Annotated in this window: 20 protein-coding genes; 12 read left to right on the top strand and 8 right to left on the bottom strand. The window is 38.6% G+C overall.

Annotation, left to right across the window (positions count from 1 at the left end):
- Positions 1 to 124: 124 nt before the first annotated feature.
- From E4O04_RS02385 to E4O04_RS02370, 4 genes are all read left to right on the top strand, one after another.
- Positions 125 to 2839: an efflux RND transporter permease subunit gene (locus tag E4O04_RS02385; protein ID WP_253709659.1), complete on the top strand. Its 2715-nt coding sequence runs from the start codon at positions 125 to 127 to the stop codon at positions 2837 to 2839.
- Positions 2836 to 3609: an outer membrane lipoprotein-sorting protein gene (locus tag E4O04_RS02380; protein ID WP_253685785.1), complete on the top strand. Its 774-nt coding sequence runs from the start codon at positions 2836 to 2838 to the stop codon at positions 3607 to 3609. Before E4O04_RS02385 ends, E4O04_RS02380 begins: the two co-directional genes overlap by 4 nt.
- Positions 3610 to 3672: 63 nt before the next feature.
- Positions 3673 to 5094 carry a hypothetical protein gene (locus E4O04_RS02375; protein WP_253709656.1) on the top strand — a complete coding sequence of 474 codons (1422 nt, stop codon included), beginning with the start codon at positions 3673 to 3675 and terminating at the stop codon, positions 5092 to 5094.
- Between the two features lie 67 nt (positions 5095 to 5161).
- Entirely contained in the window at positions 5162 to 5389 is a 228-nt protein-coding gene (locus E4O04_RS02370) for a NifU family protein (protein WP_253685793.1), read from the top strand.
- A 13-nt stretch (positions 5390 to 5402) separates the two neighbouring features.
- Here the strand turns inward: E4O04_RS02370 and deoD are convergent, their stop codons facing one another.
- On the bottom strand, positions 5403 to 6104 hold the full coding sequence (gene deoD / locus E4O04_RS02365; protein WP_253709653.1) for a purine-nucleoside phosphorylase: 702 nt from the start codon (positions 6102 to 6104) through the stop codon (positions 5403 to 5405).
- A gap of 350 nt (positions 6105 to 6454) precedes the next feature.
- Between deoD and E4O04_RS02360 the strand changes: the two genes are divergently transcribed.
- On the top strand, positions 6455 to 7123 hold the full coding sequence (locus E4O04_RS02360) for an HlyC/CorC family transporter associated domain-containing protein (RefSeq protein WP_253685797.1): 669 nt from the start codon (positions 6455 to 6457) through the stop codon (positions 7121 to 7123).
- Between the two features lie 50 nt (positions 7124 to 7173).
- Positions 7174 to 9069 (top strand): methyl-accepting chemotaxis protein, encoded by a 1896-nt coding sequence (locus E4O04_RS02355; RefSeq protein WP_253685799.1) that lies wholly within the window; start codon positions 7174 to 7176, stop codon positions 9067 to 9069.
- Between the two features lie 2 nt (positions 9070 to 9071).
- Here E4O04_RS02355 and E4O04_RS02350 read toward each other — a convergent pair whose 3' ends face one another.
- Both E4O04_RS02350 and E4O04_RS02345 read right to left on the bottom strand, forming a co-directional pair.
- The gene (locus E4O04_RS02350; protein WP_253709639.1) at positions 9072 to 10169 is read right to left on the bottom strand and encodes an amidase domain-containing protein; all 1098 of its coding nucleotides are present in this window, start codon (positions 10167 to 10169) and stop codon (positions 9072 to 9074) included.
- 14 nt (positions 10170 to 10183) lie between these two features.
- The gene (locus tag E4O04_RS02345; protein WP_253709637.1) at positions 10184 to 10708 is read right to left on the bottom strand and encodes a PsbP-related protein; all 525 of its coding nucleotides are present in this window, start codon (positions 10706 to 10708) and stop codon (positions 10184 to 10186) included.
- Between the two features lie 149 nt (positions 10709 to 10857).
- On the opposite strand from E4O04_RS02345, the gene pdxS reads away from it, so the two are divergent.
- The gene (gene pdxS, locus E4O04_RS02340) at positions 10858 to 11706 is read left to right on the top strand and encodes a pyridoxal 5'-phosphate synthase lyase subunit PdxS (RefSeq protein ID WP_256481878.1); all 849 of its coding nucleotides are present in this window, start codon (positions 10858 to 10860) and stop codon (positions 11704 to 11706) included.
- 70 nt (positions 11707 to 11776) lie between these two features.
- On the opposite strand, the gene E4O04_RS02335 is transcribed toward pdxS, so the two are convergent.
- Positions 11777 to 13021, bottom strand: coding sequence for a galactokinase (locus E4O04_RS02335; protein ID WP_253709634.1), 1245 nt, complete (start codon positions 13019 to 13021; stop codon positions 11777 to 11779).
- Positions 13022 to 13107: 86 nt separating this feature from the next.
- On the opposite strand from E4O04_RS02335, the gene E4O04_RS02330 reads away from it, so the two are divergent.
- From E4O04_RS02330 to E4O04_RS02320, 3 genes are read left to right on the top strand one after another with little or no spacing between them, the layout of a single operon-like run.
- Positions 13108 to 13815, top strand: coding sequence for a tRNA 2-thiocytidine biosynthesis TtcA family protein (locus tag E4O04_RS02330; RefSeq protein WP_253709631.1), 708 nt, complete (start codon positions 13108 to 13110; stop codon positions 13813 to 13815).
- A gap of 48 nt (positions 13816 to 13863) precedes the next feature.
- Positions 13864 to 14085: a DUF1902 domain-containing protein gene (locus tag E4O04_RS02325; RefSeq protein WP_253677538.1), complete on the top strand. Its 222-nt coding sequence runs from the start codon at positions 13864 to 13866 to the stop codon at positions 14083 to 14085.
- Entirely contained in the window at positions 14085 to 14279 is a 195-nt protein-coding gene (locus E4O04_RS02320) for a type II toxin-antitoxin system HicA family toxin (protein WP_253677539.1), read from the top strand. The genes E4O04_RS02325 and E4O04_RS02320 overlap by 1 nt, the downstream gene beginning before the upstream one ends.
- Before the next feature lie 13 nt (positions 14280 to 14292).
- Here the strand turns inward: E4O04_RS02320 and arcA are convergent, their stop codons facing one another.
- Complete coding sequence (gene arcA / locus E4O04_RS02315) at positions 14293 to 15525, bottom strand: arginine deiminase (protein WP_253685809.1); 1233 nt, start codon at positions 15523 to 15525, stop codon at positions 14293 to 14295.
- A gap of 204 nt (positions 15526 to 15729) precedes the next feature.
- Between arcA and E4O04_RS02310 the strand changes: the two genes are divergently transcribed.
- Both E4O04_RS02310 and E4O04_RS02305 read left to right on the top strand, forming a co-directional pair.
- Positions 15730 to 17163 (top strand): M20 family peptidase, encoded by a 1434-nt coding sequence (locus E4O04_RS02310; RefSeq protein ID WP_253709628.1) that lies wholly within the window; start codon positions 15730 to 15732, stop codon positions 17161 to 17163.
- 65 nt (positions 17164 to 17228) lie between these two features.
- Complete coding sequence (locus E4O04_RS02305) at positions 17229 to 17711, top strand: ferritin (protein ID WP_253709625.1); 483 nt, start codon at positions 17229 to 17231, stop codon at positions 17709 to 17711.
- 86 nt (positions 17712 to 17797) lie between these two features.
- On the opposite strand, the gene deoC is transcribed toward E4O04_RS02305, so the two are convergent.
- The 3 genes from deoC to E4O04_RS02290 form a co-directional block, all read right to left on the bottom strand.
- On the bottom strand, positions 17798 to 18448 hold the full coding sequence (gene deoC, locus E4O04_RS02300; protein ID WP_253709622.1) for a deoxyribose-phosphate aldolase: 651 nt from the start codon (positions 18446 to 18448) through the stop codon (positions 17798 to 17800).
- Between the two features lie 69 nt (positions 18449 to 18517).
- Entirely contained in the window at positions 18518 to 21418 is a 2901-nt protein-coding gene (locus E4O04_RS02295) for a tetratricopeptide repeat protein (protein WP_253709619.1), read from the bottom strand.
- On the bottom strand, positions 21408 to 22946 hold the full coding sequence (locus E4O04_RS02290) for a fibronectin type III domain-containing protein (protein ID WP_253709616.1): 1539 nt from the start codon (positions 22944 to 22946) through the stop codon (positions 21408 to 21410). Before E4O04_RS02290 ends, E4O04_RS02295 begins: the two co-directional genes overlap by 11 nt.
- Positions 22947 to 23031 lie beyond the last annotated feature (85 nt).

The raw sequence follows: 23031 nt of genomic DNA, 5'->3' as shown, positions 1-23031 counted from the left end.
CAAAAAATAAGAAAAAGTCGATAGGAAAGCAAATTTATATTGGGATTAAGAGCCTTTTTGCTCTTGCTTGACAAAAAGATAAGGCGGCTATATAATTAACAGAGCCGGCAGAGGGAGAAACTTTATGAAAAAAAAGACAAAGCACATATTTTCTACAAAAAACTTTTATAAACATCCCATAACAATGCTTATAACGATTCTTGCAATCACTTTATTTTTCGGTCTTCAGATAATAAGGCTGAATTTTGATAATAATAACTTCCGCTTCATCCCTAAAAATGACCCGTCCCGCATAAGTGCAAAAAAGATTGCGGATATTTTTGGGGAAGATGTTCCGATTTTAATAGGAATTGAACGTCATTTTTCCACTATCATCGATAAAGAATTTTTAGATGAGATCAGAAAACTCGATAAAAGTTTAAAAGAAATTGATTTGGTAAAAAACACGGTCTTGATAACTGACACAACTCACATAGATATAGGCGAGGAAGGAATTGTAAGTGAACCGATTATACCTGCCGATTTTTTAGGTACGGAAGAAGAAATTAAGGCCGTTAAACACAAGCTCCGCAGTTGGGACATGTATGAAAGAAGCCTTGTTTCTGAAGATTTACATGCAACTCAAATCCTTGTTTTTCTTAATATAACGAATGAAGAAAGCGGCTCTCCCGCAACTATTGCTGCCTGCCGTAAAATTATGAAACTGACAGAGGCTTGGAATTTTCCCGATTCAAAAATTTATTTAACCGGAGCCCCTATTTTTAACGAGATAGTAAATGAGGCGACAGCCCATGATTTAAGCTTTTTAGTCCCTCTGGTTATCATCGTTGTTTTGGGAGTCCTATTTCTTTCTTTTAGAAGGTTTACCGGTGTTTTTCTGCCGTTATTGACGGTTATATGTTCCGTAATCTGGTCGCTCGGAGCTATGGCTCTTTTTAATGTTCCCTTATCGATTCTTTCTACAATTTTACCGATTATTTTGATTGCCGTAGGTTCGGCTTATGGAATCCATGTTATCAACCACTACTATGATGAAGTCGTTCAAGATGATTCTATTTCAAAGGAAGAACATAAAAGGCAGGTCGTAAAGGCCTTAAGCGAGGTTATAAGGCCGGTTTTTTTAGCAGCCCTCACAACCTTTGCAGGCTTTGTTTCCTTTTGCTTTACCTCCGTTGTTCCTATTTTCGAGTTCGGTATCTTTGCGAGTTTCGGCGTTGCAGCGGCTTTTTTAATATCCATAACCCTGATACCCAGTATTTTAATATTGAGGGGCCCTAAAAAACCTTCAATGCGGTGGGCAAACAAAAAAGATAATACCGGGGGCTTGGACCGCGGTATAGCAAACACCTTTGTTCTTATTGTAGAACATTACCGCTCGGTAATTCTTTTTGCAGGGCTTATAGTTATTCTTTCAGGACTTGGACTAAAAAAACTTGTTATCGATAACGTGTTAATGGAGTACTTTGACAAGGATGTAGCAGTCATTCAATCCGATGTATTTATGCGTAAACAATTCGGCGGTTCAAAGCTCCTTGAAATGGTAATTAAGGCTAAGGACGGATCCGCTGTTTTACGTCCGGATATTTTAAAAGCAATCGACGATCTTTCCTTTTTCTTGGAAGAAGAAATTGATGATGTAGGAAAGGTTACTTCTATTGTGCCCTTAATTAAGCGCTTAAATCAGGTTTACAATGCAGATGAGTCCCCCGATGGAATAAAAGCCGCAGATATAAATGAGGCGGAGGCTTCAGACGATTTCGGCAGTTTTGAAGACTTCGGCGACTTTGAAAATTTTGAAGAAAACTCAGATGACGCTGATACTCAAGTTGCACAAAATGATTCTAAAACTAAAAAGCAATACAGCCAAGAAGAAATTATGGCTATGCTGAACGAAGCAGCAAACAAAAGAGCAAAAAAGAATCTTTCTGCCGAAGAGTTGGTTTACGAATTAGAAAAAAAATTAAACTACAAGGGCCTTGCCTACTATGAAATTCCAGCAGATCCTAAAAAATACGGAAAAAATTCTCAAGAAGAGCTTTCAGCCTTAATGCAAAACTATCTGATTCTTTTAGGAAAAAACACGGAAGGCTTTTTAGATAATAACACCGATCCTAAAACATTAAAAGTAAACATCCAGCTCCGTACCGTAGGACAACAGGATACTGACAGGGTTCTGGAAGAAATTAACGAATTTGTACGCCTCAAATTTCCTGAAGATATAATCGCTGAAACAGGCGGCTTCGTATTGGTCGAAAAAACCTTAAACAAACTCGTAGTAGAATCCCAGCTTATTTCGGTAGGAGTCTCCTTATTTATAGTTTTTGTAATTCTTTCAATCTATTATAGATCGGCCTTTGCAGGTCTCTTCGGCATCCTTCCTTTGGCACTATCAATTTTAATTAATTTCGGAATAATGGGAACCTTGGGAATAAAGCTCAATATCGGTACCGCAATGGTGGCAAGCTTTGCAATAGGAATAGGAGTTGATTACACCATCCACTTCTTGGCAGCCTATCATAAATGCTTTCTAAAAACAAAGGGCAGCGGGCAATTTTTATATCTAACCTTTTTAGGGTCGGGAAAGGCTATCCTATTCAATGCGGTTTCGGTTGGTGCAGGTTTTGCAGTTTTAATGCTCTCAAAATTTAACATGCTTTCAGAGCTTGGTTTTTTAATTGCCCTGATAATGATAACCAGCTCCCTAGGCAGCTTGACTATTCTCCCTGTTTTATTAAATTTAGTGAAACCAAAGTTTATAAGAAAACTTTTACCTGTAGATATAAAGGAATTAAAAAACGAATATCCTTTTAATGAAGAAAAAGATACGGAGGAAGTATGAAAAAACTTACTTTAAGTTTAATTTTTGCTATCGGATTTTGCAGTTTAGTTTTTGCCCAAAGTGCAGAAGAAATCGCAGCTAAAACAAAGACAAAAAACACGGCATCTTCTCTTGGCTCGGAATCAAGCTTGGATATGCAGTCCGACGGAAAAACCCTTTCAACCTTGGAGATTAGGCAATATTCTTCTTTGGATAAAAACGGGTTACAAAGAATGTTTGTCGAAATAAGAAACCCGCCCTCTTATAGAGGTTCAAGATTTTTAATGATTGAAAAAGCCGACGGCTCAACCGACCAGAGAATGTATTTGGCCCAAACAAAAAAGGTCCAAAAGATATCGGCCCAAGGAAGTGCCGATGAGTCCTTTATGGGTTCGGACTTTTCAAATAACGATATTTCGTTTATGGAGAGGGACACAAAGCTCGATAATTTTAAAATCTTAGGCGAGGAAGAATATAACGGCAAGCCTGTTTATCTTATAGAGTCTACGCCCAAGGATAAAAACTACACGTATTCAAAAACTTTAATGCGCATCACAAAGGATAAAAATCTCTTACTCAAGGCAGAATTTTATCAAGGTTCTCAGCTTGTAAAGACTCTTGAACTTTACGATTATAAGGAGGTAAACGGAATAATGACAGCCCATAAAACAAAGCTGTCCACCGTCAAAACGAATACCTCCACCGTTATCACCATAAAAAGAATAGAATACGGCATGAAGATACCCGATTATGTTTTTACGCAAAAGTTCTTGGAAACAGGCAAAAAATAAATTATTTAAGAGGCCTTAAAAAATCTGATTTTTTAAGGCCTCAATCATAAGGTGCTGTACAATATGAAAAAGTTTTTTTTTAGGTTAATTTTTATCCTTTCGATAAGTTCATTGATTTTTAGCGAAGAAGACGGTTTAGGAGATTTCGGCTTTGATGATGAAGAAGGTGGCAGTGAATCAAGCGTATTCAGCATAGATTTCGGCGGCGCCTTTTATACAGGAACGGAAGTTTTCTTTGATGCTTTTAAAAAACCTGAAAGCTATAAGTTTCCCTTTCCTCTTTGGGGCCGCCTTCGTTTGGAGGCTAAGTCGCCCCTTGCAGAAGCCTATGCCTCGGTAAACTTAAACGCTAAGACCATTGCCGCCGGTATGGGCGAACAGGCCGAATTCTTTCCTAAACCTCTTTTTCCTAGGTGGGTTGATGAGGCCTATGTGCAAGCTCTTACAGGGCCCGTAGTTTTCGGCGGAGGAATCAAAAAAGTAAACTGGGGAAGATCTAATTTTTTCAGCGTTTTGGATATAGTGAATCCCAAAGACTACAGCGAACCATACGAATTCTATCCAGAAAAAATAAAAAAATCGGCCCCCGTGTTTTTTCTTTCGGCTTACTTACCTAAGGACATGAAACTAGAATTTGTATATCTCCCGGTTTTTGAAGCCGATGAATTTGATCTCGACGGCCGATGGCAAAAAAACATCTTCGCAAACCTTACGCGTAACTTGCCTTCTCCTGCGGATAACACAGCCTTGCTTGAGGCAAAGAAAAAACTTTTTTTGCAAAGCCCAACGGCAAACACTCTGAACTATGCCCAAGGAGGCTTGCGTTATACTCTTAACATCGGCGGTAAGCACGACCTAGGTTTCCAGTATTTTACGGGCTTTTTCCATGAGCCTAATTTTAAATCGGAACACAAACTTTCAGCTTATACCGAAGACGAATTTATAAAGGCCTTTGAAAAGACTCAGCTCATATACAACCGCTATCACCAAATCGGAGCCGACTATGAGGCAATGTTCGGAAAACTCACAGTACAGACCGAATTTGCCGCAAATATCAGCTCTGACCTAAAAGGAAACAATCCCGATATATATAATCCTAACCTTGCATGGAATTTAGGCCTTTTATACGCTCTTCCTAAAAATATAAACTTGAGACTTCAAGCCGCAGAAAATATACGGCTTTTAAATTCGGGAATAAACCGGGACAATCTCAGCCTTGATACGGAAAAGGGAAGGCCTATCACGGATACACGCCTTCTTTTAAGTCTTTCGCAAACCTTGGTGAGAGGCTCCCTCGAATGGAAGCTAAACGCTCTTGTAGGAATAGAAGATGTTGACTTTATGATAAACCCCGAACTTTCGTGGCTGATAGGCACCATCGGCTTTGACCTAGGTCTCGGCTTTTTCGGCGGCAAAAAAACCGGGAAATTGGGGCGCTGCCAAAACAGTCATTTTATAAAGATAAGTATAGGGTACGAGTTTTAACTATCTTGCTTTCTCCCCGTATTTTTTGTATATTTTGTGAAGTATTTATAAGATAGCGGAGGTCATTATGTTGGTTAAAGAAGAAGTCGAAAAAGGCATAGCCTTGGTAAGGCCTTATTTGCAGGCTGACGGCGGAGATATAGAGCTTGATTCTGTTGATGAAAACGGAAAGGTTTATGTTAAGTTAAAGGGAGCCTGCGGCTCATGCCCTATGGCTATCTACACGCTCAAAATGGGCGTTGAAGAACAGCTTAAGGACATGTTCCCCGAGGTTACCGAGGTAGTCGCAGTTTAAAGTTTTAGAGCGGTTAAGCTATTATTGCCTCCAGAGCAATTTCCATCATGGTTTTAAAGGTAGTTTGCCGCTCCTCGGCACTTGTCTGCTCATGGGTAACAACATTATCCGAAATAGTAAGAACGGCAAGGGCCTGTCTTTTGTACTTAGCCGCAAGGGTATAAAGCTCGGCCGCTTCCATTTCTACAGCCAAAACCCCATATTCAGCCCACATTTTCCACGTTTCAAGATCATCATAAAAAACATCGGAACTTGCAATCGGCCCGACCAAGGGATTGACGCCCATCTTCTGGGCATGGTCATAGGCGTTTTTCAGCAGCTTCCAGTCGGCGGTGGGAGCATAGTGGCAGCCCCTAAAACGGTGCGTATTAATTCCGGAATCGGTAGAGGCCGACATAGCCAAAACTACATCCCTCAAACCTATATCCTTTTGCAAGGCTCCGGCAGTTCCGATACGGATAGCTTTTTGTACCCCGTACTCGCTAAACAGTTCATTTGCGTAGATTGAAAAAGAAGGCTGACCCATTCCTGTTCCCTGAACAGAAACCCTTACTCCCTTATAGGTTCCGGTAAAGCCCAACATCCCCCTCACCTTGTTATAACATTGAGGGTTTTCCAAAAAATTGTTTGCAACGAATTCGGCCCTCAGAGGGTCCCCCGGTAAAAGAATTTTATCGGCAATTTCGCCTTGTTTTGCAGCTATATGAATACTCATACTTACCTCCGTTGTATAAGTATACCCTATTCAAACCTAAAGTGCAAGGCAAGGATTTTATTATGCAAAAACGAAGGTATAATATGTTAGAAAACCGCATAATATGCAAAAAAAGAGTAAAAAATATAATTTTTTTCGTTAAAACTATTGACATTTATTTTAAAATTAAGTATATTACCTTCACACACAGAAGATACACACTATTATTCTATTCACAAGCAGCCCTTTCTCCTCCTTTTCGGGCTGCTTTCTTTTTTTTAAAGACACTCGAGGTATAATCAAAAGATTGACAAAAAAAAAACTTTTATGTATACTTCCATCGAAATCTGAGGCAACAAGGGAGAGTCATTATGCAAAAAATTAAAGCTTTTTTTCATCAACAAAACCTAAGACGAAAAGCGGCAAGGTTGGCAGGACGAATCGAAATTGTTCTATCCTTTGCAATGCTTATTGGAATTTTAATTCTTTCTATCGAAATTTTCTTTGATCTAAAAGAAATGGTATTTGCATTCATTTATAGTAACAAAATTCCTTCATTTTCCGAATTCTTATCATTAATATTTTCTCTTGTAATCGGTCTTGAATTTGTAAACATGCTTATAAAGCATACCCCCGGAAGTGCCCTTGAAGTTGTCCTTTATACCATTGCACGAAAAATTATAGCCGATCATGGCAGTATGCTTGATGCTCTTTTGGGTGTTGTAGCCATTGCAGCCTTGTTTGCCGTAAAAAAATACCTCAATGAAGGCGGAGAATATGGAGCCGGGAATGAATGCGATTATATAGTAAACGGCGGAACAAGTATCCATGAGATAAACCATAGGCTGGACTCGGATTTTGATGAGGCATATGGAAATACTGTTGCAGGTTATGTATTTAACTATCTTAAACAGCAGGGACGTTCTCCTCATCTCGGCTTAGAGGTTGATATTGGAGAATATAAATTTGTAATCCATGAAATGGATAACGACCTGATAAGATATATTAAAATTCTTCCTATAAAAGAACATAAAAATTGAGTTTTTAGCAGTAATTGACAAAAATTACAAAAAGTAGTAAAGTATTTTGTATGAAAAATCAAAATGCCCCCACAAAAAAAACAATCGTTAATAAGGTTGCTTTTAAAATATTTGTACCCTTGTTTTGCATAGCTCTTTTTATGCTTGTAACCATAGTCATCATATTAAACTTGTCCAAAAAATCTTACAATATGTTTTTTGAAAAGGTTGAAACTCAGCTTTTGTATGACAAATTTAAGCAGGAAATGAAGTCTGCCACAGAAATCGCAGTCAATTTGATAGAAGGCATTTATGCCCGAACGGATATCGGCGAAGAAGAAAAACTTGCCCTTTCGGCAGAAATTGTTAGAAATTTAAGATTCGGGACAGACGGATATTATTATGCCTATCAAAACGGAACGGGTCTATGCAGAATTCACGGTTCCAATAAAAATTTGGAAGGAACCAGCCTATGGGATTTACAAAATCCGCAAAAAACTCAGTACATTGTGCGTGAGCTGGATGCAGTAGCTAAAAATAATACCGTATTTTTAGAATTCTATTGGTCAAAGCCGGATGCCCCGGCCGGAGAAGTTTTTCCCAAGCTTGGGACAGCAATGAGAATTAAAAATACCGATATGTGGATAGGTACAGGCTGCTATATAGATACAATAGACAGAGATAAGCAGATTTTTGCAGAGCAATTTGAAAATGAAACTCAAAAAGTCTTTATTATATCTTTATGGGTATTCAGTGCTTGTCTTTTAACCTTACTGATTGCTGCGGCTATTCTTGTAGGACGTATAAGTAAGCCTCTTGAAAAGACATCTACAGCTCTAAGAAATATAGCAGAAGGAGACGGCGATCTAAGAGTTTCCTTACCGGTAAGCGGAAAAGATGAAATAAGCGATATAGCTCTTTACTTTAACCAAACAATCGAAAAAATAGCATTTTCACTTAAATCAGTTTCATACAATACCCGCGAAATGCAGTCTATCGGAGAAGAGCTTGCAACAAACATGGCCCAAACAGCCAGTTCAATAAATGAAATAAGTGCCAATATTGAAGGCGTAAAGCAGCAAACCTTGAATCAAGCCTCAAGCGTAAACAAAACGGCAGAAACTATAGATAATATAATAAACTCTATCCAACGTTTAAACGAGAATATTGAAACTCAGGCAAGACATATCGCTCAATCCTCTTCTGCAGTTGAAGAGATGACGGCAAACATTGCCTCAGTTGCAACTACTTTGGGGAAAAATAATACCCTGATAAAAACCGTATACGAACAAACAAAAAAAGGAAAAGAAGGAGCGGCCGGAGCAAATGCTGTAGTAGCGCAAATGGCAGAACAGTCTGCCTCTCTTCTTGAAGCAAGTCAAATCATCCAAAACATAGCAAGCCAAACAAACCTTTTGGCTATGAATGCGGCTATTGAAGCAGCCCACGCAGGAGAAAGCGGTAAGGGTTTTGCAGTAGTTGCCGATGAAATTCGAAAACTCGCCGAAGAATCGAACATGCAGGGAAAGCAAATCGGTGAGGTTATAAAGGAATCAACCCGCATAATTGAAAATTTAACGATTGCAGGAGCCGGAGCAGAAAAAGCCTTTGCACAAGTTTATGATCTTGTAAAAGAAATCGCACAACAAGAGGATATGATATTAGCCGCCATGCAGGAACAAGAAGCAGGAAGCCGGGAGGTTCTGGCTGCAATAAAAAATATAAATGAAATAACAGAATCCGTAAAGGGAAGCTCTGAGGATATGTTTACAGGCGGAGAACAGGTTGCAGAAGAGATGAACAGACTTGACAGCCTAACCAGAATAATCACAGACAGCATGAACGAAATGGTTTTAGGCTCAGTTCAAATAAACAATGCAGTACAAGAAGTAAATGAAATAACCAAGCAAAACAAATACCGCATTGATGCCTTATCCGAAGAAGTAAATAAATTCAAGATAGACTAAGCCTAGTTATTCGGACTTAAATAAATAGCCTCAGAGTTGTTTAAGTGAGGGAAGGAAACTTGCTTGCGGTCATTTGTATGCCCGTTAAATAAGATGGTGATACTGTCATTGGATGTTATAAAAACGACATGAGATTCTTTTGTAAGACAGATAAAACCGCCCTCACTTGCAGCAGAATAATTTGTTGCATAAAATAAATTATTCTTCTGCATATAGGTTGTTACGCCGCTATTTTCATATCGCGGACTCCCTGTTCTGATCCAAATAAGGCTTTCAGGATACCAAGCAGCCGTCGGCGAAATTCCGCCGGCATAGATACATTGAGAAACAAAATTTGCACAATCATTGTCATATATTTTGTACTCAGGATTCCAAACGGATATATCGCTTGACAGATTTAAAGGATTGGATGTATATTTATTTGAATAGCCGACGGCAGCCGCATTATTGTAATCAATCTTTTTTGAATTTGTTTTAACATGATACTTTATAAAATCAAAACCGTTTTGCATAAGCACCTCAGAGTCCGGAGACCTTAAAGAAAAAGCGTCTATTTTTGTATGATAGGTTGCTATTTCAATTTTTATATTTTCAAAATTGTTTTTTTCGGTAAATGTTATTTTAAAAATATTGTTTTCAATTTGTTTTTTACCTATATACTTTTTTAATTCCGTAGTTCTTTTGTTGTATTGGCGTAAGGCATTTTTACTGTCTTTAAAATTTTCAACAGCTTTTTTCATGCCTGCAACAAATGGCAGTTGATAAACCGAATTAAACTTCAATTTTTTTTCTATCGAAACAAAATAGAATTTTTCATTTGAACCATAGTCTTCATCATCAGGTATATAATCGTAAACGGAAACATTTAGAATATCATAATAGGTTGAATATAAACTTTCAGCATATTTTTTAAAAAAAATTTCTTCTTTTGAATTTTCTTTTTTAGGTTTTGCCTTTATATTTACATCATGTTTACTTGAGTCTGATTTTCCTTCTTTAAATTCTTTTATTATCGGATATAGTTTAAAAATTGCAACTATCCAAAGTATAATTATAAAGAGAATAAAAAGGTATTTCGCTTTTTTTGCTTTTTTTTCCATGAAAGAAAACTAAATTACTCTTCTTCTTTTTTATCAAGAACCTGAAATGTTTTCATAGATGCATCAAGCATTTCCAAAATTTCAGGCTCAACATCATTAGATAAGGTAGCAGCACATATATAAAGAATATTGTTATGCTTAAACAAATAAAAATAATGTTTTACAGAATCTTTCGCTTCATGAAATTCCATTATAAGTTTTCGGCATTCCAAATTATAATTACTTTCAAATTTTTCTTGTGTTATTACTGTAGAATCGGAGGCCGGGTCATCAGGATTTTTTTGATCGGATAAATATTCATTAGCGACATCATCCATTGAACCTGAAACCTCTTCGGAAATAAAAATCATATTTTGATTTTGACCGTTTGCCGATTCTCCGTATATTATCTTATACTTCAGCCCGGGATAAGTCATTGTTTCCCAACCGTCCGGCATCTCAAAGGTAAAATCCTTAAATTCATCCGTATAGTAATCTTGAGATGACAGATAAGAAATCATTATAAAGACAAAAAAAATCATCGACAGTTTTTTTTTCATAAACCGGCTCCTTATATAAAACACACCTTAAAAACTATACAAAAGATGGGCAAAAATGTCAACCTAAGAAGAAGGCAACAGCCCCCTTTAACTTATCCTGACTTTGCGGTATAATCTATATCTGTCCTAAAAGATTTATGGAGGTTTTTGTGGATATTTTAGATAAGCTAAGGGGCGGCGTCATTATGGACGTAACCAACCCCGAACAGGCAAAGATTGCAGAAGATGCAGGAGCCGTTGCAGTCATGGCCCTCGAAAGAATTCCCGCCGATATACGGGCGGCAGGAGGGGTCTCAAGAATGAGCGATCCTAAGATGATCAAAGAAATCATAAAGGCTGTAAAAATTCCTGTTATGGCAAAGGTCAGAATCGGTCACTTTGTAGAAGCTTCAATTTTGGAAGCTATCGGTATCGATTTTATTGATGAATCCGAAGTTCTATCTCCGGCAGACGAGGTTTATCATGTAGATAAAAACAAATTTAAGGTACCCTTTGTCTGCGGTGCCCGCAATTTGGGAGAAGCCTTGCGAAGAATTCAAGAAGGAGCAAAGATGATCCGCACAAAGGGTGAGGCCGGGACCGGAGACGTTATTCAGGCTGTAAAGCACATGCGCCAAATTCAAAGCGAGATGAGGCAGCTGACAACTTTAAGAGAAGATGAACTCTATGTTGCGGCTAAGAATTTCCAAGTTCCCTATGCCCTTGTAGAATATGTACATAAGCACGGTAAGCTCCCCGTTCCTAACTTTTCGGCAGGCGGAGTTGCAACTCCCGCAGATGCAGCTTTGATGGTTCACCTCGGTGCTGACGGCGTTTTTGTCGGAAGCGGAATTTTTAAATCGGGAGATCCTGCAAAAAGAGCAGCAGCCATTGTAAAAGCCGTAAAGAATTACGATAATCCTGCAATCTTAGCAGAGGTTTCAGAAAACTTAGGCTCTGCTATGGTAGGAATCAACGAAGAAGAAATAAAAGTTATAATGAGCGAAAGAGGCGTTTAAACCGCTTTATTCAATGTTAAAAAAAAGGTGTTTAATGAGCTCTTAGACTCACTAAACACCTTTTTTCATTTTATAAGATGCGGATTCCGCCGGAACTTTTAAATTCAAAGAATTCGGGGCTGTCCCCGGTTTTTTCAAAATACCTTTTATGTACCTCAAGATAGAATTCGTCCATCGCCTCTTTTTTTACCAAGGCGAGAATATAGCAGCCCTCAGTATTTCCGATTAATTTTGCTCCTCGGCAGCCGCTTTGAATAATGGCGGTTTCAAAAAGAATATTTTGTTCGGTGCTCATAAGCTCAAAATCATCCCTCATCGAAATATGGGATTCGCAAAGGAGTTTTCCTAAAAGATCCATGTCGCCGTTTTTTAGGGCTTTTACAGCCTTAGAGACTCTTGCGTTTTCGGTAATGCAATGCTTTACTCTCCGTAATATCGTCTTATCAAAAAAGCTCGGTTTATAGTAAGTATAATCTGCCTCGGTTATTTCGCACAGGTGATCCAAGTCCAATTTTTTTTGCAAAATATGCAAACCCTCTTCACACTCCATGTAGCGAATATTGGAGGATGCCCTATAAGCTTCCCTGTTTGAGCGGGTACCGATTAGTACGATTCCGTATTCTCCTAAATTTAATGGAAGACTTAAAAAAGAAAGATCCCTAGAGTCAAACAAGTTAATAGTCTCTTGTTTTGCCGAAAAAGACGATATCTGATTTGACAGTCCCCTCTTTGTGTTTAAGACCTCATGTTCAGCTTCCAGACACAAAGAGGCTATAGTTTTAAAATTTTCTTTAAGCTTAAACAAGGATAAAAGGCCTGTGCAAAAACCTGCTTCAAAGGCCGGTAATGAGGTCTGCCTTGTCTTAAAGCGAACCTTATCGAAAACTAAGATGTCAAATCCGCTTAAAGGATTTTCAAAATGCTTATTAATTTTTTGTACAGTCAAAAGAATGATATCGAATATTAAATTTGCCGAACCTTCTTCTTGCACGCTGTCCGGCTTTTGATTTTTTTCTGCTTGTCCGCTTATAAAGCCTTCAAATTTTTTGTTCAGCAACAGATCCGTAAAAGAAATTTTATCCGTATTATTTTTTTTAATAAAAAAATAAATAGACTTATTGAAGCATAAGTTTAAAACATTTCCGCCGTTATAATCCAGCTCTTCCCCCATGAGGGTCAAACTGACAGGAGAGGCTATTAAAATTCCTTCTTCGGGTGAAGCACCGTAGATCTCATCAAAAAGCTTTTTAAGCTCAAGTTTTAATTCGCCTTCGCCCATATCTTCCAAATTCTTTGTATCCACATTAAAATTCATACAACACCTCTCTTTCATTATCGGCAGGAAACTTATTAACCCAAAAGCCATTGTCTTTTTTTAAAAAAAAGATTATTCTCAATCTCATGGCAAATCCCAAACTTTTTAGAACAATCGACAGGGCTGTTTTTGATTACACGATGATAGAAGAAGGAGATCGTATTTTGCTTGCTGCTTCGGGCGGAAAGGACTCTACAGCCTTGGCCGAATATTTTTCGACGCGCTTAAAACGGCCCTCTCCTAGATTTGAAGTTCACGCTATGCACATTGCAACCGATGTAGCTCCGCCGTTTTCCTCTGAGCTTATAAAAATGTTTGAAAACTGGAACATTCCGCTCACCGTAAAAACCGTTTCGGTTTTGGGAAGATTAAAACCCAACGAAAAGATGAATTGCTGGTGGTGCTCGGCCCAAAGGCGTACCGAGCTGAATAAATTTGCCATGGAGGCCGGCTTTAATAAGATAGCCTTGGGCCATCATCTGGACGATATTTTGGAAACCCTTTTGATGAATTCTTTGGAAAAGGGAATTTTATCTACAATGCCCCCTGTCTTAAAATTCGAAAAATATCCGGTTACCATGATAAGGCCCCTCTGTCTTGCAGACCTCCCCATGATTATCCGCCATGCGGACCAGGCCGGCTATATCTGCTCTACCTGTACCTGCAATTTTCAAGAAAACTCCGCCCGAAAAACAGCCCGCTCAAGACTTGACAGGCTGACCGGCGGCTCCTACAAATTAAAAATAAACCTTTTTAATTCCCTAAAAAATATCTTACCCGAATATTTACCGTAAAATAGTTTATACTTGTAAAAATATCCGGCCTATGATAAACTTATAGTTATGGAATATGTCATTAAAATAAACTGGGATAACGAAGCCGGAGTATGGATAGCAACAAGTGATGATGTGAGAGGGCTTGTGCTTGAAAGCGGTTCGATCGATGCCCTCATGGAGAGGGTACGATATGCCGTGCCTGAGCTCCTCCAAGAAAATAATCAGCTTCCCCATGATCAAACCACATTGCACTTTTGTGCCGAAAAATCCGAACGGATGTACGCGTAATGGCTCAGTATGAAAAAATTGTGAGAGAAATCTTGCGTAAAAACGGATGCAGTTTTGTAAGACACGGCAAGGGTGACCATGACATTTGGTATAGTCCGATAAGCGATTGCCGTTTTACCGTTGACTCAAAAATAAAATCACGGCATACCGCTAATGCCATTATGAAGCAAAGCGGTATAGACCATAAGTTTTAATCTTTATATAAAGCTAGCGTATATCATCTCTCAACAAGGGCATACTCATACAGCGGGGGCCGCCTCGGCCGCGGGAAAGTTCGCCGCAGGGCATTTCGAGGACTTTTAAGCCCTTCTTGTTTAAGATTTCGTTTGTAACATCGTTTCTTTCATAGACGACTATTGTACCGGGGCTTATGCAGAGGGTGTTGGAGCCGTCGTTCCACTGTTCGCGCTCGGCTGCAATCTTATCTCCGCCTGCACATTGGATGAGCTCAATTTTTCCGGCACCGGTATATTTTTCAAGCACCTTTTCTAAGGTAGAATCAATCTGCTTTACATTGAGCTCACCCTTTTTTGCTCCTTTAGTAATTTCAAAAACTCTTAAGGGGCCAAGGATTCCGGGGTGGATGGTGAACTTATCAAAGTCTATCTGAGTAAATACCGTATCCAAGTGCATAAAGGCTCTTATTGCCGGAATCTGAAAGGCAAGGATGGTCTTTATGGGAGAAGACTCATCATCAAAAATATTGTTTGCGATAGAGTCTATGGCATTTGCAGATGTACGCTGAGAAAGGCCGATAGCCAGCACTTCTTTCCCGATATTTAAGATGTCTCCGCCTTCAATGCTGGGGGCATCGTAGCGGTTATAGAATTTTTTTACTTTTCCTGCATATTCCGGATGATGCTCAAAGATATATTCACCGTAAATAGTTTCGCGGCATCTGGTTACAGAGTACATCTTGTTTAAGCTGACTCCGTTTCCTATACATGCAAAGGGGTCGCGGGTAAAGTAAAGGTTAGGCATAGGATTTATAAGCATAGAGCCCGAGTCCAAAACATAGTGGGCAAGAGAATGGGTATTCTTAAAGGGTATCTCGTTTGCATTTACCCCCTCCATTGTTTTTAGGATAAGCTCTTTCGGATCCTTTATTGCATTAAGAAAATCATAGATCATTTTTTGATAATATTCGGAATATACATCAGCTTCGTTAATATACTGCTTTATAAATTTTTCGCGGATTTCCGCACTTTGAGAAACAGCCTCAGCAGCCAGGTCTTCAAGATATACGACCTGAACTCCGTTTTTAGATAAAATATCGGCAAAGGCATCATGCTCTTTTTGGGCCATTTTCAAAAACGGAATATCATCGAACAATAATTCGTCAAGTTTATCGGGAGTAAGATTTAAAAGTTCCTTTCCGGGACGGTGCAGGAGCACCTTTTTTAGTTTTCCTATTTCGCTTGTAACATTTATGACAGCCATGCAATTCTCCTTGCTTTAATAATAGTCTGATAATCTAAGGCTGATTGTACAGGATAAGGGGAAAGAATTCAATAGGGAAATGAAAAATGCCGAAGGTCGAATTGCCTTTCGTACCTCGACATTCACACCTCGTCATTCGCACTTTGACATTTGCCATTTCGTTGAGTTTATGCTATAATGCGGACTATAAAAGAGGAGAAACTTATGAATTATTTTTACCTGTTATTTTTGCTTCTTGTGTTTCCTTTAAGTTTGCTGCTAAGGGCTCTTACATTTAAACCTAAAAAACTAAATAAGATTATTATCGAAGATATCGATATGGACTTTGACAAGGCTATAAGCCGTTTTGCGGGGATGATAAAGATTCCGACAGTGTCTCACGCCGATGTAAGCCTTGAAGACCCTGCCGTTTTTAAAAAATTTCAAGACTATCTTAACGAGGCCTACCCTCTGGTAACCAAAACCTGTCCGCGGCGAATCTTAGGGCCTAAGGGGCTTCTCTATCATTGGAAGGGAAAGAGCTCCGAAAAGGCTTCGGTTTTTATGGCCCATTATGATGTAGTTCCCGTAAATCGGGAAGGCTGGAGCCGGGATCCCTTCGGGGCGGAAATTATAGATAATGTGCTTTGGGGACGCGGTACCTTGGATACTAAGTGCACCCTCTGCGGCGTAATGGAAGCTGCCGAATATCTCCTTTCAAAGGGTTTTGTGCCCGAGCACGATATTTATCTTTCCTTTTCGGGGGATGAGGAGCCGCACGGCCCAAGCTGTCCTGCAATAGTCGAAGAGCTTAAAAAAGAAAACATAAAAATAGACTTCGTTCTCGATGAAGGAGGGGCCGTAGTTGAAGGTGTCTTCCCCGGCATTAAAGAAAGGTTTGCCGTAATCGGTATAGGAGAAAAGGGACAGATGGATGTGGAGCTTTCGATGGAAAGCAAGGGCGGGCACGCCTCAACACCTCCCCGGCACACAATAGTAGGAGAGCTCTCTCAGGCTGTTTGCAATATCGAAAACAATCCCCTCCCCATTCATGTAACGCCTCCCGTTTCGGCCATGTTCGATGTCCTCGGCCGTCATGCAGGCCTTGGGATGAGGTTAGTCTTTGCAAACCTAAAAGTTTTTTACCCGCTTTTTAATCTGCTTACCAAAAAAACAGGCGGGGAATTAAACGCAATGCTCCGCACAACAACGGCCGTAACAAAGATGTCCGGCTCCGATGCCTTTAACGTTATTCCGCCTAAGGCAAGCATAGGAATCAATATCCGCTATCTGGCCGAAGACGGAAGAGAGAATATTGTTTCTCATTTTAAAAGAGTAATAAAAAATGAAGACGTAAAGATAGAGGTAAAATATGATGAGGAACCAAGCCGCTATTCAAAAATAGATTGCCCCGAATTTGAACTTTTAAGCGATGCAATCAGGCAAACTTGGGAAGACGCTCTTGTAACGCCGTATCTTATGATGGCCTGCTCGGATTCCCGCCATTACTCAAGAATCTCGGACAAGGTATACCGTTTTTCTGCGATGCACTTAACAAAGGAAGAAAGAGGCTTGATTCACGGCAATGATGAAAGAATACGCCTGGACGAGTTTAAACGCACCCTTGCCTTTTTTGTACGCATAATGAATAAATTTTAACTTGACTGTAGACAAAAATAGTGTTATCTTTTATTTATGCATATAAACAAAAGGCGGTAAATATTATGAACGAAAAAATTACAAAGGCTTTAAACGAGCAGATTAACAAGGAAATGGAATCGGCTTATTTGTATTTAGGAATGGCTGTACATTTTGAAGCAGAGGCTCTTCCGGGTTTTGCCCATTGGATGCAGGAACAAGCTAAAGAAGAAATGGAACATGCTCTTAAAATATACAGATATTTATTTGAAATTGGAGCAAAGCCGGTTTTAGGAGCCATCGGTGCCCAGAGTACCGAATATGGAAAACCTATAGATGTAATCAAAAAGGTTTTGGAACATGAAAAATTCGTAACCGCTTCAATCACAAGCCTTTACGAGCTGGCCCTTGCCGAAAAAGATTATAAAACTCAAAGCTTTTTGACATGGTTTATAAATGAGCAGGTAGAAGAAGAAGCCAATGTTTCGGCCATCTTAGACAAATTCAAATATGTAGACAACAACGCAGGCCTTATGATTCTTGATAAAGAACTGGGCGAAAGAGCCTAAATTTTAAGAACACAAAAAAACCGGCTCGCTTGAGGCCGGTTTTTTTATTATAAAAGGTACGCTGTTTAAAATTAGCTTTTTAAAATTTACTTGCCGGTAACTATTGCGATACCGCTGCTTGCACCTATTCTTGAACAGCCCAAGCCGATGTAGGTTTCCGCATCTTCGCGGGTACGCACTCCGCCCGAAGCCTTTATCTTCGTATCTTTTTTTAAGTACTTTTTAAACAGTTTTATATCTTCAACTGAGGCCCCGCGGGATCCGTAGCCTGTCGAGGTTTTTATAAAATCCGCTCCGGCCTTTTCGATGATTGCACAAATATCCGCGATGTTTTTTTCTTCAAGATAGCAGGTTTCTACAATCACTTTAAGAAGAGCTTTTTTTTCATGGCAAGCCTTTGTAACGGCGCTCACCTCATTTTGAGTATACTCCAAATCTCCTTCCAAAAGCTTTCCGACATTAATAACCATGTCTATCTCTTCAGCACCGGCTTCGATTGCCTTTTTAGCTTCTTCTACCTTTACCTCTGTTGAAGAAGTTCCAAAAGGAAAAGAAATAACGCTGCACACTTTTATATCCGAATCTTTCAGCTCCTTGCTCACTAACGAAACATTGCAAGGATTTACACAAACGGAAGCAAAATGATATTCCTTTGCTTCGTTACAAATTTTAATTATATCCTTTTCTGAAGCTGTCGGTTTAAGAAGGGTGTGATCTATATATTTATTTAATTCCATATTTAAACTCCTATCTGTTAAGAATAATATATATTTGGCCTTTTGTCCAGCTCTTGCGCTGTCAAAATTTTATTCGATTTGTTCTATCAGCTTATTGATTTTTCCTATACAGGCAGAAGCGAACCCCTTATCAGGAAGCTGAGATGCGACTATCCGCAGATAACCTAAAACATCCTTTAAGGTCTTATCGGCAGAAGTTTTAGGTTCTATTGTTTTTTTCAAAGCGCCTCTTACATTTAAGAGAATCATCCTGCGTTTTAATCCTACATCTCCGGACAACTTATTTATAACATATTCCATTTGAATACGTTCATTACTGATAAGAAAATCTTTCAGCTCGACAGAAGGAAGATTATCCAATAAGTCACGTAAATAGACAAAGAGTCTAACTATTTCATAGCTTTCGATAATATCCAACTCTTCTTCAAATTGAGGAGATTTTTTTACGCCGTGAGGCAAAATTGAAAACGAAGGTTTTTCAGAAGCTTCATTTACAATTTCATCGATAGTTTCAGAGGCATCCAAATCATCATCAAAGGAAGAAGGAATAAGAGAGTCCGGGGCAGAAAAAGCAGGATCCAAAAAAGCATCATCTTCAATATCATTACCCTCAGCAAAAATACCGGCTTCATCAAAAGTATTGTCGTCTTCAAAGACAGTCTCATCCATATCTTCATCTTCAGCACTTAAATCCATCTCATCAAAGGCCGGAACATCAGAAGCTTGTGGAGATTTTCTGCCTAAGGGGCTTTCAGCCGCCGGCTTAGAGCTATCTTTCGAACCTAGCCCTGTTTCCGGTTCTTTTACAAATTCCGGCTCCATTTCAATTTCTTCATTTTTTTCAATTTCGTCGTCTTCAAAAACAGGGCTATCAGGTTCAGCTGAAACGGGTTTCCCGGACTTTGCTTCAGAGTTAAAATCGTGGGGATAATCCGGTTCAGGTAAGCTTGATTGGTGCTGAGGCTGATACGGAGCCGGCTCATTTGGGGGCTGATAAGGCGGATACTGAGGAGGTACTGCATCTGTTCCAGATGCGGCATCTTTTGCCGGCAGTTCTTCTTTTTGTGAAGTATCTTGAAGTTGAAACTCTTCCTCAGGTATATCGTTTTTGCGATTCCTATTGGACCCCGGCTTACCGAGTTCAAGAGGATCATACTCGGCACCTATATCCGGACTATCGTCAATGGGGGCATCAACATAGACCAAATTATCTAATGAGTCTTCATCTTCTCCTCGATCAAAAACCTCATCATCAGCCAGTTCCATCAAATCATCAAAAGGCATTTCCAAGTCAGGCATATCCTCAAAGCTTTCGCTGAGAGTTATTTCATCATCATCTTCAAAATTCACCTCTCCCAAATCTTTTAGATCCGGTTCAGGACTTATATCAAGCTCTTCTTGGGGCAATTTCAGTTTATCAAGATTTTTATTCAAAATACCGTCATCACCGTAAGACTTAACTGCATCTTCATATAACTGTACAGACCTAGAAAGACCGGCTATATCATCATTTTGAATTTTATCCGTTTGAATATCGACAATTTCATTTGCAAGACGGACTGCTTCGGCTGTGTTACCTTCTTTTTTATTCAGTTCTACAATTGCTGCAAGAGCTTCAGTATTTTTTGAATCGTTTTTTATTATCTTATTGTATTCACGTTTGGCTAAATCATATTTTTGCATTTGCTCATAGGCTTTTCCTAATTTTAACCGTGCAGAAATTTCTTGAGGTCTTTCATTTAGATATTTAATCAGCTCATTTGCCGCTTCTTTATATTTATCGTTGTGAAAATACAAATCAGCCAACTCTGCCCTCATATTTATTTCGCTTGGAGACAGCTGAAGTAAGTGTTCAAAAATAAGTTCTGCTTTTTTAGTATCTCCTAATACCGAATAAAGTTTACCCTGCATTTTAAGAACTTCTTTATCGCCCTTAATTTCTTTACTTAAATGATTTAAGATTTCTTTTGCCTTTGCATAATCCTCAAGCATCAAGCAAACTTCTGCCGTACTCAACAATAGTTCTTTACTATTAGGATGTTTATCTTTATTATTTATCAAAATATTATAAGCATCAAAATATCTTTTTTGAGCTTTAAGCATATCGGAATATCCGAGTACCGCAGGTAAAAAATTTTCATTTATAGAAACGGCCTTTTTATAAAAGTTTTCAGCATTTATATCGTCATGAGTCTTTTCATACAGGTTTGCCAACTTTGTAAAATTTTCTTCAGACTTACCGCTTGTCTCTATAAGCATCTTGTAGGTTTCAATCGCTTTTTCGAATTCTTCCATTTCTACATAACAATCAGCAATAGCTGTAAGAGCTTCATACCAATTAGGTTTTGTTTTTATGGCAGTTTGATATGAATTAATAGCTTCTTTGTAAAGCTTTTCTTCCTTATACAGCTCTGCAAGATTAAAATTCAAAAAGGGATGATTTGGATCTACTTTTAAACCCATCTTATAAGTTTCAAGAGCTTTAGGATAATCTTTGCACAAAAAGTATACGCTTGCTAAGTGGTTATATGCAAGAGCATCATCAGGCTTCATATCCAGCACATCGGTAAAGCATTGTATTGCATGTTTATAATCGCCGTTTTGTTTATATGTATTGCCTAGGTTATAAAGAGTTGTTTCGTTTTTAGTATCTATAGCCCTTGCCTTTTCCAATATAACTACAGATTCATTAAACATATTAAGCCGGCGATAGATAACCCCCATGTTATTTAAAATATCCAAATTATTAGGATTGAGCGAATTTAATTCTTTGTATACATCCAAACCTTTTTTCATGTCGCCTGATCGGACATAAAGTTTTCCCAAAAGACTTTTTAATTGATAATATTCGTCAGGTGTATTTTTTTGTTTTTTAAATTGATTTAATAAAATTTTTTCTGCAAATTCATAGTCACGAGATAAAATAGCTGAATTAGCCTGCTCAATTATTATGTTCAAATTACTCGACATTTTTCCCTTCCTTTTTACTTTGCAGAGGCCGAGCCCATGCCTCTTTTGATGTATCCCCGGCATGCTCTCCGTTCTCTTCATCATAAGCGGCTATCGCAAAAAAGTATATTTTGCCGTTTTTTAAATTTTCTATTTTATAGCTTGTCACATTTCCTACATCAATGGGCGAATTTTCTCCGAAGTATTCCCCCTTTTTATTTCCAAAATAAATCAGATATCCTTTTACATCCGTATCTATAGAAGGAGACCAAGATAATTCAACAGATGAGTTCCCGGCTCTTGCAATCACCTTTGACGGAGGAAGAGGAAGGTTATCTTTTTCATACTCCAAAGAAAATGAATGAATAAGCGGAGATTTAAGACCTTCCGCATCGGGATAAATATTGCAGGCAATTTGAAAAAAACGGCCGGCAATATTTTTTATCTCCTCATTAGGTTTGATACTCTTCCACTCAGGATAGCTTCCATTCCAATTAAAAGGACTGTCGGCTGCTCTGATAAAAAATTCCGCATCGCTTTGTTCAGGTATGTCACATAAGGCTTTTAAAACGCGGGGCTGCGATTTATTTCCTCCGGTGTCGATTATATTGGTTTCTATGCGGCCTCCGTCTTGAGGATACTTTTCAAACAAGGAAGATATTTCCCAAGGCATTCCGAATTGAGAAAAAAAGTTTGTAACCTTTAGTTCATCAAGTAAGCCGGAATAGTTTAATCCGATCAGTACATCCGAGGATGCTCCCAATGCCGAATAAAGCACCTGCTTGCTTTCTCTTCCCGTGTCGGTCATATAAACAATAGCTTCGGACTTACCGTTCATCCTGTATTCCAAAAGGCCTGTATTTTCATCATATGTAATAAGATGGTGGCTCCAAGTTTCAGGGATTATGTTTGATCTTCCTGAAAGCCGAACATCCAGTCCCTTATTATTTTTGTCCTGCCAAATATTTAAAAAAGACCATTCAAGCTTATTGTTAAAAATACTTGCAGCTATATTTTGATACATCGTTTTTCGTCCGTCAACCAAGGAGGTCCACCAACGTAAAATCGTGCTTCCGCTTTCCGTTGTCTGAGGGCATAGCCAGAATTCTATTGTAAAGGATTTTAAAATTTTAGTTCCTGCAAAAAAAGAAGTCTTTGATGGTTTTAATGTCAAACTTTCATTATTGGAATTATAATGAAAAAGAGCCGCTCCTTCTCCAATTTTTGCCCTTTCGGCACCAAGATAAATAATTGAGGAATTCGCAACAGCATAATTTCCTGTTTCTTCAATTGTGTCCTTAAAATCGAAGCTAAGGTACATATCCGTAGTTTCGGTAATATGTTGGGAAGCGGATGTCAAACCCAAAGATTGCAGTCCGAATTTTCCGTTTCTTTGTTCTATATTACGGGAATAGACAAGATTATTCCAACCCAATTTTCCGCCGAAATTTAAGACCGCATCTTCAGAAAAAGCGGAAATTAAGAGAATATTAAAAAAAACAAGGCTCAGGGCAGAGCTTTTTCGCAAATTTAGTTTAAATTTACACATAATCTGTACTTATTATCGGCAAAAAAGCTTTTGTTATCAACATAATAAGCGTGTTTTTATAGATTTTAAAATAAATTTTATACGG

This window comes from Treponema sp. OMZ 799 (assembly GCF_024181365.1).
Lineage (GTDB): Bacteria > Spirochaetota > Spirochaetia > Treponematales > Treponemataceae > Treponema_B.
Note: the sequence above shows the minus strand (reverse complement) of the source record. Positions and strands in the feature narration are given on the sequence as shown.